The organism is Robiginitalea rubriflava, assembly GCF_052540725.1.
The window spans coordinates 1,224,633-1,237,424 of sequence record NZ_CP199309.1 but is presented as its reverse complement, the minus strand read 5'-3'; the positions used below and the strand labels follow the sequence as shown (position 1 = coordinate 1,237,424).

Annotated in this window: 10 protein-coding genes and 1 pseudogene; 8 read left to right on the top strand and 3 right to left on the bottom strand. The window is 47.0% G+C overall.

Going from position 1 to position 12,792, the window contains the following annotated elements; all coding sequences use genetic code 11:
• Positions 1-107: 107 nt before the first annotated feature.
• The 8 genes and pseudogenes from trhO (at position 108) to ACT6NU_RS05665 (ending at position 8,752) form a co-directional block, all read left to right on the top strand.
• Positions 108-1,160 (top strand): oxygen-dependent tRNA uridine(34) hydroxylase TrhO, encoded by a 1,053-nt coding sequence (trhO, locus tag ACT6NU_RS05700; RefSeq protein WP_445383501.1) that lies wholly within the window; start codon positions 108-110, stop codon positions 1,158-1,160.
• Positions 1,161-1,312: 152 nt separating this feature from the next.
• Entirely contained in the window at positions 1,313-2,470 is a 1,158-nt protein-coding gene (locus tag ACT6NU_RS05695) for a PSP1 domain-containing protein (protein ID WP_445383500.1), read from the top strand.
• Positions 2,463-2,945 (top strand): annotated as a pseudogene (locus ACT6NU_RS05690) (gliding motility lipoprotein GldH). The gene ACT6NU_RS05695 and the pseudogene ACT6NU_RS05690 overlap by 8 nt, the downstream one beginning before the upstream one ends.
• Before the next feature lie 7 nt (positions 2,946-2,952).
• Positions 2,953-5,295, top strand: coding sequence for a penicillin-binding protein 1A (locus ACT6NU_RS05685; RefSeq protein WP_445383499.1), 2,343 nt, complete (start codon positions 2,953-2,955; stop codon positions 5,293-5,295).
• A 42-nt stretch (positions 5,296-5,337) separates the two neighbouring features.
• Positions 5,338-6,036, top strand: a complete 699-nt coding sequence (locus ACT6NU_RS05680) for a CoA transferase subunit A (RefSeq protein WP_445383498.1) — start codon at positions 5,338-5,340, stop codon at positions 6,034-6,036.
• Positions 6,037-6,038: 2 nt separating this feature from the next.
• The gene (locus ACT6NU_RS05675) at positions 6,039-6,692 is read left to right on the top strand and encodes a 3-oxoacid CoA-transferase subunit B (RefSeq protein WP_445383497.1); all 654 of its coding nucleotides are present in this window, start codon (positions 6,039-6,041) and stop codon (positions 6,690-6,692) included.
• 350 nt (positions 6,693-7,042) lie between these two features.
• On the top strand, positions 7,043-7,585 hold the full coding sequence (locus ACT6NU_RS05670) for a GNAT family N-acetyltransferase (protein ID WP_445383496.1): 543 nt from the start codon (positions 7,043-7,045) through the stop codon (positions 7,583-7,585).
• Between the two features lie 9 nt (positions 7,586-7,594).
• Positions 7,595-8,752, top strand: a complete 1,158-nt coding sequence (locus ACT6NU_RS05665; protein WP_445383495.1) for a serine hydrolase domain-containing protein — start codon at positions 7,595-7,597, stop codon at positions 8,750-8,752.
• On the opposite strand, the gene ACT6NU_RS05660 is transcribed toward ACT6NU_RS05665, so the two are convergent.
• The 3 genes from ACT6NU_RS05660 to ACT6NU_RS05650 all read right to left on the bottom strand — a co-directional run bounded on the left by ACT6NU_RS05660 (position 8,749) and on the right by ACT6NU_RS05650 (position 12,792).
• Positions 8,749-9,897: a methionine aminotransferase gene (locus ACT6NU_RS05660; protein WP_445383494.1), complete on the bottom strand. Its 1,149-nt coding sequence runs from the start codon at positions 9,895-9,897 to the stop codon at positions 8,749-8,751. The two genes, ACT6NU_RS05665 and ACT6NU_RS05660, sit on opposite strands and share 4 nt — an antisense overlap.
• A gap of 88 nt (positions 9,898-9,985) precedes the next feature.
• The gene (locus ACT6NU_RS05655) at positions 9,986-10,732 is read right to left on the bottom strand and encodes a succinate dehydrogenase/fumarate reductase iron-sulfur subunit (RefSeq protein WP_445383493.1); all 747 of its coding nucleotides are present in this window, start codon (positions 10,730-10,732) and stop codon (positions 9,986-9,988) included.
• Between the two features lie 56 nt (positions 10,733-10,788).
• Positions 10,789-12,792, bottom strand: a complete 2,004-nt coding sequence (locus ACT6NU_RS05650; protein WP_445383492.1) for a fumarate reductase/succinate dehydrogenase flavoprotein subunit — start codon at positions 12,790-12,792, stop codon at positions 10,789-10,791.

Genomic DNA, 12,792 nt, shown 5'->3' with positions numbered 1-12,792 from the left:
ATCCCTTAAAACCCTGTAACCACTACAGGGTTTCTTTTTTTGAGTCCTTTCCGCAGATTAATTACCTTTGCCGGGAATTTTCTTCTAACTTTTCAAATTGGTATAGCATGCAACTGTACAATACGTTAAGTGCAAAAGAAAGAGAAGCGCTTATTGACCAGGCCGGAAAGGATCGCCTGACCATCTCTTTCTATAAGTACGCCCATATCGGGAATCCACAAATTTTCCGCAATCACTTGTTTATCCATTGGGACGAGTTGGAAGTCCTCGGGAGGATATATGTAGCCAAAGAAGGGGTAAATGCCCAGTTATCTGTGCCTGCGGATAATTTTAAAGCCTTTAAGCGCCACCTGGACAGCATTTCCTTTCTGAAGGGAGTAAGACTGAACATTGCCATTGAACAGGACAACAAGTCCTTCCTGAAATTAAAGGTAAAGGTTCGCCGCAAAATCGTTGCGGATGGCCTGGATGATGGAAGTTTTGATGTGACTAAGAAAGGCGTGCATGTAGACGCTCTTAAGTTCAACGAATTGATAGAGGATCCCAATGCGATAGTAGTGGATATGCGAAACCATTACGAGAGCGAAATTGGTCATTTTCAGAATGCAATCACTCCGGACGTAGATACCTTCAGGGATTCCCTAGATCTGATAGAGGAGCAACTAAAGGATCACAAGGAAGACAAAAAACTGGTAATGTATTGTACCGGGGGGATCCGTTGCGAGAAGGCCAGCGCATACTACAAACACAAAGGCTTTAAACAGGTTTACCAGTTGGAAGGGGGGATTATTGAATATACCCGGCAGGTAAGGGAAAAGAAGCTCGAAAATAAATTCAGGGGAAAAAACTTTGTTTTTGACCATCGCAGGGGAGAGCGTATCTCCGATGAGGTCATTGCCAGTTGCCACCAATGCGGGAAACCCTGTGATACCCATGTGAACTGTGCAAACGAGGCCTGCCACCTGCTTTTTATCCAATGCGAGGATTGCGCCCGGGAAATGGATAATTGCTGCTCGGATAACTGCAAGGAAATTCACGCCCTGCCGTATGAAGAACAGAAAAAGCTGCGCCAGGGCAAAGAGGCAAGCAATAAGATTTTTAAGAAAGGCCGGTCTGAGGTTCTGAAATTCAAGAAAAGCCCGGAAGCTTTTTCAAGTTAGTACAACCCTATTCCTTCTGCTTTTTCAGGCGGCTTTATGAGACGAAGGCTTCGCCTGCCTTCAATATTTATCCTATCTTTACGATTGAAAATTAATTATGAACCTTTTTTGGCCCCCTCTTTGTTTGAGGGAGTCAAACCAAGATATTAAATATGGGGTGTAGCAGTTGTTCAACCGGTTCGGGAGAACAGCCGCGCGGATGTAGGAACAATGGTACCTGCGGTACGGATGGCTGTAATAAACTTACTGTGTTTGACTGGCTTTCCAACATGTCTTTGCCCGGCGGGCAGGAGACATTTGATGGGGTGGAAGTTCGTTTTAAAAACAGCAGGAAAGAATTTTTCAGAAATACAGAGGGCCTGACCCTTTCAATAGGAGATGTGGTTGCCACTCAGGCAAAATCAGGTCACGATGTCGGGATCGTTACCCTTACCGGGGAGCTGGTTAAAGTCCAGATGAGAAAGAAGAATATTCCTCCGGATTCCGAACTACCCAAAATTTATCGAAAGGCCACTCAAAAGGACGTCGACAAATGGCAAAAATGCCGGGGCAAAGAAGAAGAAATCAAAAAGAGGTCCCGGGAAATGGCCATTATCCTCAAGCTGGAAATGAAAATTTCTGATGTGGAATTCCAGGGTGACGGGTCCAAGGCAACTTTCTATTATACTGCAGAGGATAGGGTCGATTTCAGGCAACTAATCAAGGATATGGCCAAGGCCTTTGGTATTCGCATTGAAATGCGACAGATTGGCTATCGGCAGGAGGCACAGCGCCTGGGGGGAATTGGTTCCTGTGGCAGGGAACTTTGTTGTTCAACCTGGTTAACAGATTTCAGGTCAGTAAGTACGGCAGCGGCCCGCTATCAGCAACTATCCCTGAATCCTCAGAAGCTTGCAGGACAATGCGGAAAGCTTAAATGTTGCCTGAATTATGAACTGGATACTTACATGGATGCCCTGAAGGACTTCCCGCCTGCAGACAGCAAACTTTTTACGGAAAAGGGGGTGGCTTTTTGTCAGAAAACAGATATTTTTAAAGGGATTCTATGGTTTTCCTATAAAGATGATCCCGGAACCTGGCATACCCTTTCCAGGGAGCAGGTACAGGAAGTACTGGAGCTCAATAAAAAGAAAGCTAAAGTAACCAGCCTGGAGGAGTATGCGCTGGAACATGCAAGGGAAGAAAAGGTTACTTTTGAAAATGCAGTGGGGCAGGATAGCCTGACGCGCTTTGACCAGCCCAAAGGAAAACGCAGAGGAAAACGAAAAAAAGGAAGGAACCGAAAAAAAAGAAATAGTAAAAATGCATAGAGTTCTGATTGCAATGGTTTTCCTGTTTGTTTTTTCCGGATGCAAAGACCAGTTGTACTACGCTTCTTTTCAGAGCACCCTGGATACTTCATGGGATAGGGATGAAGTTTTTGAATTTACTTTTTCAGACCCGGATACAATTCGTGCACATCAGTTGTTTATCAATTTGAGGAATGATAATAATTATCCGTACAGTAACCTTTTTATTATTGCTGAAATAGAATTCCCTGATGGTAAAACCCAGAGGGACACCCTGGAATACGAAATGGCAGATGCTTCCGGCCAGTGGCTGGGCTCCGGCTTCGGAAGCGTAAGGGAAAATAAATTATAGTATAAGGAAGACGTCGTTTTTCCCACATCTGGCGTATATACCGTAAACCTGTCTCATGCGATGCGTAAAAACGGGCAGGTAGAAGGGATTCAATCCCTTCCCGGTATTATAGATGTAGGTCTTCAGATAGAAAAGATAGAATAATTCGGATATGTCCAAAAAAACGCAAAAGAAGAACACTAAAGGGTTCTGGCCTTTTATAAAATGGTTCTGGATACTCTTTGCAAGCGGGATTCTGGCTGTGGTATTGATATTTCTCCTGGCATCCTGGGGGGCTTTTGGTGAAATGCCCACTTTTGAACGTTTGGAAAACCCTCAGACCAATCTGGCCACGGAAATTATTTCCAGTGACGGCAAGACCCTCGGAAAATATTACCTGGATGACAACCGCACCCCGATTGCTTATGAAGACTTACCAGAAAACCTGGTGAACGCCCTGGTGGCCACAGAAGATGCCCGATTCTATGAACACTCAGGTATCGATGCGAGGGGCTTCCTCAGAGCATTATTCTTCTTGGGCACCCGCGGAGGCGCGAGTACCATTTCCCAGCAATTGGCCAGACAATTGTTTGTAGGGGTCCGAAGCCGTAACGTCTTCGAAGCCGTAACTCAGAAAATCAAGGAATGGGTGATTGCCACCCGTCTGGAACGCAATTATACCAAAGAAGAAATTATTTCGATGTATCTGAACATCTATGATTTTGGGAATAATGCCGACGGGATACGCTCGGCAGCCCGCATCTACTTTGGAAAAGAACCACCGGAACTGAAGACAGAGGAATCAGCAATGCTGGTTGGGATGTTGAAGAATTCGTCCCTTTTTAATCCGCTCAGACGGGAGGAAATGACCAAGGACCGTCGCAATACGGTTCTGGCCCAAATGGCTAAATACGACTATATAACCGAGGATGTCAGGGATTCCCTTATCGCCTCCAAAATGGATATTAATTACAATCCTGAAAGCCATAGCCAGGGTCCTGCAGCCTACTTTAGAATGTACCTGCAACGCTGGCTTAAAGAGTGGATTGCTGAAAACCCCAAACCGGCTTTGAAAGGCGAAAGGGATACCTGGAATATCTACCTGGACGGGTTAAAGGTTTACACAACCATAGATTCCAGGATGCAGGCAAATGCCGAAGCAGCCGTACAGGCACACATGAACAAACTCCAGAAGGAATATTTTGTACAGAATACGCAACAGAGAAACCCAACCACCCCCTTTGTAGACCTCAACTCGGAAGAGATAAAAGGAATTATGGAACGGGCTATGAAGAACTCAGCCCGCTGGCGCGGAATGAAAGACGCGGGCAAATCTGAGAAGGAAATCAGGGAATCCTTCAATGTGCCAACCGAAATGACCGTTTTTGACTGGAATGCATCCACCAAGGAAAAAGACACCCTAATGACTCCTTTGGATTCCATTCGTTATTACAAGACTTTCCTAAGGGCAGCCATGATGTCTATGGAGCCCCAGACCGGACACGTGAAAGCCTGGGTAGGTGGCTTGAATTACAGGCATTTTCAATACGACAATGTTATTCAGGGAGCACGGCAGGCAGGGTCAACATTCAAGCCCTTTGTTTACGCTGCGGCCATTGACCAACTCAGGCGATCGCCCTGCGATACACTTCCCGACACGCAATATTGTATTGAAGCCGGGAAGCACGGTAATCCGGAACCATGGTGCCCTAAAAATTCGGATGGAAAGTATTCAGGAAGGACTTATACCCTTAAAGATGCGTTGGCTAATTCAGTCAATACTGTAACCGCCCAATTGATAGATGAGGTTGGCCCCAGACCGGTGGTTTCAATTGTGAAAAGCCTTGGGCTTACCCGGGATATCCCGGAGGTGCCCTCAATAGCACTCGGAACTCCGGATTTCAATGTTTACGAAATGGTTGGGGCTTACGGGGCTTTCGCCAATCAGGGAGTTTACGTTAAACCTGTAATGGTTACGCGCATTGAAGATAAAAATGGGACCGTCCTTTATGAATATACCCCGGAAACCAAGGATGTTTTGAGTAAGGAAGTTGCCTATGCAATGATTGATCTTATGAAAGGCGTCACCGAGGGGGGGTCAGGTACCCGTTTGCGCCACAGTATGAATAAAGATAATCGGGTGTATCAAGAAATCATGACCGGATATCCTTATCAATTTACCAATCCGATAGCCGGAAAGACAGGTACCACCCAAAACCAAAGTGACGGTTGGTTTATGGGGATGGTCCCCAACCTGGTTACAGGGGTCTGGGTAGGAGGTGAAGACCGGGCCACCCATTTTAAGAGCATCCTCTATGGTCAGGGAGCATCCATGGCCCTGCCTATATGGGCCCTTTATATGAAAGAGAACTACGCGAACAGCGATCTGAATATTTCCAAAGAAGATTTTGTGAAGCCTGAGGAAATGTCCATCCGAATTGATTGTGATATAAGTGAAGAGGAGGCCGAGCAGAATAAAGAGTTGGAAGACGATTTGGATGATCTGGATTTTTAACGCACTGCAGGGGTTTTAGCTCCTGTATTATTTGAAAACAAGATGATATTAAAAAAAGTAAGCACTGTTAAAGAGGCCCTTAATGGGGTTTCCGACGGCATGACTTTTATGCTTGGAGGATTTGGTCTTTGCGGAATCCCGGAGAATATCATTTCGGAGCTGGTTAACCTTGGGATCAGGGATATCACCTGTATCAGCAACAATGCCGGGGTGGATGATTTTGGACTGGGCCTGCTTTTACAAAAAAAGCAGATAAAGAAAATGATTTCTTCCTATGTTGGGGAGAATGACGAGTTTGAACGGCAGATGCTCAGCGGGGAACTGGAAGTGGAGCTGACCCCGCAGGGGACCCTTGCGGAAAAGTGCCGGGCTGCTCAGGCCGGGATCCCTGCTTTTTATACACCTGCGGGCTTTGGTACTGAAGTGGCCGAAGGCAAAGAGACTCGCGAATTCCATGGGAAGATGTATGTGATGGAAAAGGCCTACGAAGCGGATTTTGCTTTTGTAAAGGCATGGAAGGGAGATGAAGCTGGGAACCTTATTTTTAAGGGGACGGCTCGTAATTTCAATCCCTGTATGTGCGGAGCTGCCAAAGTAACAGTGGCTGAGGTGGAGGAATTGCTTCCAGCGGGTAGTCTGGACCCTAATCAGATTCACATTCCCGGTATTTTTGTTCAGCGTATTTTTCAGGGAGCGCATTACGAGAAAAGGATTGAACAACGGACCGTACGAAAAAGATAATTATGCTTGACAAGAACGGCATCGCAAAGCGGATTGCAAAGGAAGTAAAAGATGGCTATTATGTTAACCTGGGAATTGGTATTCCTACTCTGGTAGCCAATTTTGTCCGGGAGGATATTCAGGTAGAATTTCAGAGTGAAAATGGTGTTCTCGGGATGGGACCTTTTCCCTGGGAAGGAGAGGAAGATGCAGATATTATCAATGCCGGAAAGCAGACCATTACAACACTATCGGGAGCTTCCTTTTTTGACTCTTCCCTCAGCTTTGCCATGATCCGGGGGCAGCATGTAGACCTCACCATACTCGGGGCCATGGAGGTAGCCGATAACGGAGACATCGCCAATTGGAAAATTCCCGGGAAAATGGTTAAGGGAATGGGAGGGGCAATGGATTTGGTAGCCTCTGCAGAAAATATTATTGTGGCCATGATGCATACCAATAAGGCAGGACAGTCCAAACTCCTTAAAAAATGCAGCCTGCCGTTAACAGGAGTTCGTTGCGTAAAAAAGATTGTTACTAACCTGGCTGTTCTGGAAGTAACCGCCGATGGTTTTCTCTTGCTTGAAAGAGCACCCGGGGTATCAGTACAGACCATTCGGGAAGCCACAGAAGGCAGGCTTACAGTACCTGAAGAGGTTCCGGAGATGGCACTTTAGATTCACCAATTTGCACAGCTTTTTACTTTAACTATTGCAGTATTTAATTTTCACAACAATTTAACGAACGTTTACAACAAATTATCGGATATTCCGTTCCTAAATTTTAAGTTTATACTGTATTTGAGCCTTTTTCCCCAAAGCAAGACTCACAAACCTAAAAACAACTATGGAAGCCCAAATCAATCAGATGCCACAAAAAGATGAAGTAAACATCTACCGCAACGATTTTTTAAGCGGGATGCTGCTCTTGGCAAAGAAATTATTTATGCTTTAAGTGTTTAGTTAAGGCACAAAAAGAGCCCCTTAAAGGGGCTTTTTTTATGCCTTTTATTTACATTTAAAGGGTGATGCCCATTCGCCTGCAAAGATGTACCATAGCTGACCTGGCCCAACTTCGGGAGGTATCTGTGCAAACGTTCAGGGATGCCTTTGAAAAGCAGAACAATCCTGAAGATTTTCAGTTGTATCTTCAGAAAGCCTTCAATACAGATCAGCTGAAAGGGGAGCTTCTCAATCCTGAAACAACATTTTACTGGGCTATTGTGGGTAATGAGCGGGTAGGTTATTGCAAAATCAATGAAGCATCTGCTCAAAGCGAACTTCAGGACCCTGATGCTCTGGAACTGGAGCGGATCTATATTTTCAAAGGATATCAGGGGAAGGGTTTCGGCAGAAGTATGCTGAATGAAATACTGCACCTGGGTCGGGAAAAAGGCAAAAAATACATTTGGCTGGGGGTATGGGAGCACAACCTGGGGGCTATCCGATTTTATAAGGAATACGGATTCACTACATTTGACAAACACCCCTATTACATCGGTTCTGATCGGCAGATGGACTGGATGATGAAAATAGAGCTGAACGGGGATTCGAATAATAAGGAACACTAATTTTTTAAGATGAAAAGAAATGTAATGCTAATTGTTTTTCTCAGCCTGAATATCATTTTGCTTCAGGGACAGGAAACCATATTTTATCCCGATCAGGGGCAGCAATGGGAAGAACGTTCCGCTGAATCATTCGGGATATCCGGCAGCAGCCTGCAGGATGCCGTTAAGTTCGCCATGGCAAATGAATACTCAGGAGATCGTGATTTACGCCGTGCGATTCTTAAAGGCTTTGCAAGGGAACCCTACCACGAGCTTTTAGGGCCTGTTAAGAAAAGGGGAGGGCCAGCCGGAGTGATTCTGAAGAACGGATACCTGCTGGCATCCTGGGGAGATATCAAAAGGGTGGATATGACCTTCAGTGTAACCAAGAGTTTCCTCTCTACAGTAGCGGGCCTGGCAAAGCAAAAAGGCCTGATACCCTCCATGGAAGATAAGGTGGCAGATTATATCTGGGATGGCACTTTTGAAGGTGAGCACAATAAACAAATAAGCTGGGCCCACCTACTACAGCAGAATTCAGACTGGTCTGGATCCCTGTGGGGATTGCACGACTGGGCAGACCGCCCGCCTGCAGAGGGGGGAATAGATCAGTGGAGGAACAGGGAACTGCGGGAGCCCGGCACAGTAATGGAGTATAATGATGTTCGTGTCAATGTACTTGCCTATTCGCTAACCCATGTCTGGAGAAAACCGTTGCCTCAGGTCCTGAAAGAGGAACTGATGGACCCTATAGGAGCCTCCTCATCATGGCGTTGGTTTGGATATGACCACGCCTGGACAATAATAGACGGATTGAAAATGCAGTCTGTTACGGGAGGCGGCCATTCCGGAGCGGGGATCTTTATTAGTGCCGAGGATATGGCCCGTTTTGGATTGCTTTTTATGGGAGATGGTAAATGGAAAGGGCAATCTGTCATTTCAGATGGGTGGATACAGGAAGCTATGACTCCTTCTGTACCGAATACAAATTACGGCTATATGTGGTGGCTGAACCGAAAAGGTCCCCGACAGTGGGAAGGAGTCCCGGAACATGTTTTCTATGCGGCTGGCTTTGGAGGTAATTTTATTATCGTGGACCAAAAAAACGAGCTTGTTATGGTACTGCGATGGCTGGAACCCTCTCAAGTAGGCGAATTTGTGGCTAAGGTTTACCACGCCATGCCCTAGAGGGTCGACAGAATTTCCGTAGCCCGCTTTAAGGTCTCATCCGTTTTGGCAAAGCAGAAGCGCAGCTGGTGGTGGTCTGCCCGGTTAACGTTGAAGACGGAAATGGGGATACTGGCCACACCCTGTTCAACAGTAAGTTTTTTGGCGAATTCCAAATCCGGATCCTCGGAAATTTCAGAATAATCCAGCAATTGAAAATAAGTCCCTTCGGAAGGGGTAAACCGGAATCGTGAACCTTTTATTCCCTGTAAGAACAGGTCGCGTTTTTTCTGGAAGAAGCTCCCTAAGTACTGGTAGTGTTCAGGATTCTTCAGATAGTTGGCAATCGCCTTTTGGGCCGGATGGTTTACGGCAAACACCACAAATTCGTGTATTTTCCGAAACTCCCGCATCAGCGTTTCAGGTGCCAGGCAATAACCCATTTTCCAGCCGGTTACATGGAAAGTCTTTCCAAAAGAGGCGCAAATAAAGGAACGCTCCTTCAGATCTGTATACTTGCAAACACTTTCATGCGTATAGCCATCAAAGACCAGGTGTTCATAAACTTCGTCGCTCAGGACTAAAATATCGGTTCCCCTGAGGATCTCCTGAAGCTGTAACAGGTCCTCGGCCTTTAACAGCGTGCCGCTGGGATTGTGGGGGCTGTTCAGCATAATCATCCTCGTTTTGGGGGTTATGGCCTGCCTGAGCGCCTCCCAATCTATTCTGAAATCCGGCCCTTTAAGTTGTAGCACAACAGGAATTCCTCCCTGGGCAATTACGGAAGGTTCGTAGCAATCGTAAGCTGGTTTAAACACAATCACTTCATCTCCAGGATAGACAACCGAAGCAATAGCCGTATAGATGGCCTGGGTAGCACCCGCTGTAACCGTTATTTCTTTTTCGGGATGGTAAACTGCCCCGTACAGGGCTGCGGTTTTTTCGGAGATAGCTTCCCTCAGGGAAAAAATACCGCCCATTGGGGCGTATTGGTTGTATCCATCGGCGATTGCCTCTCTGTAGAGATCGAGTAATTCAGGGTCTGCGCCAAAGTCCGGAAACCCCTGGGAAAGGTTAATGGCCTTTTCCTTATGGGCCATCTGACTCATGACCGTGAAGATTGAGGTTTCGAGATTGGGTAATTTAGATTTTAGACGGACTTTCATACGGGCATAAATTTAAGGATATTGGGCGTTATGCCATAAAAAAACCCGGAAGCACACGCTCCCGGGTTTTACTGAATATGTAAATATTTTAACCCTTGGTAGTAGCCATCAGGTATTCCCGGTTCATACGGGCGATGTTTTCAAGTGAAATCCCTTTAGGACACTCCACTTCACAGGCCCCCGTATTGGTACAGTTCCCAAAACCTTCCAGGTCCATCTGCCGGACCATATTCTGTACGCGTTCCGTTGCTTCAACTCTCCCCTGGGGCAATAGGGCGAACTGAGAAACCTTGGCAGATGTAAAGAGCATGGCACTCGCGTTTTTACAGGCTGCCACACAGGCCCCGCATCCGATACAGGTGGCTGCTGCAAAGGCGTCGTCTGCATGATTCTTTTCAATCGGGATGGCATTGGCATCAACAGTATGGCCGGAAGTATTTACAGAAATGTAGCCTCCTGCCTGTTGAATGCGGTCAAATGCTGAGCGGTCTATCATTAAGTCCTTGATCACAGGAAAAGCAGTAGCTCGGAAAGGCTCAATTACAATGGTGTCCCCATCCTTAAACCTCCTCATATGCAGCTGGCAGGTGGTAACCATCCGATCCGGGCCATGCGGCTCCCCGTTAATCTGCAGGGAACAGCTTCCGCAAATCCCCTCCCGGCAATCGTGATCAAATACAACCGGTTCCTCACCTTTTTCGATCAGCTCCTGGTTGAGTACATCCAGCATCTCCAGGAAGGACATGTCTCCTTCTATTCCGCTGATAGGGTACTCCACCAGTTTCCCTTTGGATTGGGTATCTTTCTGTCTCCAAATTTTTAAGAGTAATTTCATAGCATTTATTTTAGCACACCTCAAAAGGACCTTTAAGACCTTTTGAAGTTCCTGTCCTATTTATAACTTCTAGTTTTTAATTCTACATTTTCAAAGACCAGCTCCTCTTTGTGGAGTTTTGCATCCTTGGGCTCGCCTTTGTATTCCCAGGCCGCCACATAACGGAAATTCTTATCGTCTCTCAGGGCTTCCCCCTCTGGCGTTTGATATTCCTCCCTGAAGTGCCCCCCGCAAGATTCGTTCCTGTGCAGGGCGTCTTTGGCAAAAAGTTCTCCCAATTCAAGGAAATCTGCTACCCTTCCGGCCTTTTCCAGTTCCTGGTTGGGCTCTTCCATATCCCCGGGAACCCGTACGTTTTCATAAAAGTCATTGCGGAGTTCGGCAATCTCTTTTATAGCTTCCTTGAGTTCCTTTTCGTTACGGGACATCCCACATTTGTTCCACATGATCTTACCAAGTTTTTTATGGTAGTAATCCACGGGATGCTTCCCTTTGGCAGACATGAGTCGCTGCAGACGTTCACGAACATCTGCTTCAGCTTTATCGAAGGCCTCACTTTCGGTTGAGATTGGGCCCGTTCTGATGTCGTCAGAAAGATAATCCCCTATGGTGTAGGGTAGCACAAAATAGCCATCGGCCAGGCCTTGCATCAGGGCGGAAGCTCCAAGCCTGTTGGCTCCGTGATCACTGAAATTGGCCTCCCCGGCGCTGTAACAGCCCGGAATGGTCGTTTGCAGGTTGTAATCGACCCATAACCCACCCATGGTATAGTGTACTGCGGGATAGATCATCATGGGGGTCTTATAAGGGTTTTGATCTACGATTTTCTCGTACATCTGGAAGAGGTTTCCGTATTTGGCAGCAATAACCTCTTCCCCCAATCGGGTAATGGTTTCCGCATCCGGATCTTTTATACCCGAGGTGAGCGCTTTTTCCTTTCCGTATCGCTGAATAGCTGATGAGAAATCCAGATAGACAGCTTCACCTGTTTTATTGACGCCAAACCCGGCATCGCAACGCTCTTTTGCGGCACGTGAGGCCACATCCCGCGGAACCAGGTTTCCGAAAGCAGGATACCTGCGTTCCAGGTAGTAATCCCGGTTTTCTTCTGAGATTTCTGTGGGTTTCAATTTGCCTTCCCGTATGGCTTGCGCATCTTCCGGATTTTTGGGCACCCAGATACGTCCGTCATTTCTAAGAGACTCGGACATGAGGGTAAGTTTTGACTGGTGGTCTCCGGAAACCGGGATACAGGTAGGGTGTATTTGGGTATAACAGGGATTCGCAAAAAATGCTCCGCGCCGGTGTGCCCGCCAGGCAGCCGTAACGTTGCTTCCCATAGCATTGGTGGAGAGATAGAAGACATTTCCATAGCCTCCGGAAGCCAAAACCACGGCATGGGCGGAGTGCCTTTCAATCTGCCCGCTAACCAGGTCCCTGGCAATAATACCCCGGGCCTTGCCGTCAATCAGGACCAGATCCAGCATTTCATGCCGGTTAAAGGCCTTTATTTTACCGCGGTTTATTTGCCGGTTCATGGCGGCATATGCCCCCAAAAGCAGTTGTTGCCCCGTTTGTCCTTTAGCGTAGAAGGTGCGGGAAACCAATACTCCTCCAAAAGAGCGGTTGTCCAGCAGGCCTCCATATTCACGGGCAAAGGGAACCCCCTGAGCCACACACTGGTCTATAATATTTACCGATTCTTCGGCCAGCCTGTATACATTGGCTTCCCTGGAACGATAGTCCCCCCCTTTAATGGTATCGTAAAATAGCCGGTAAGGGCTGTCACCGTCGCCCTGGTAATTCTTGGCGGCATTGATCCCGCCCTGGGCAGCAATACTGTGCGCACGCCTGGGGGAATCCTGGTAACAAAAGGTCTTTACATTGTAGCCCAGTTCTGCCAGGGTAGCAGCGGCAGCACCACCTGCCAGACCTGTACCCACCACAATAACATCGATGTTTCGTTTGTTGGCCGGGTTAACCAGGTTAATGTCGTTCTTATGTTTAGTCCATTTCTCAGCCAGCGGGCCGGAAGGAACTTTTGAATCCAAAATTGCCAT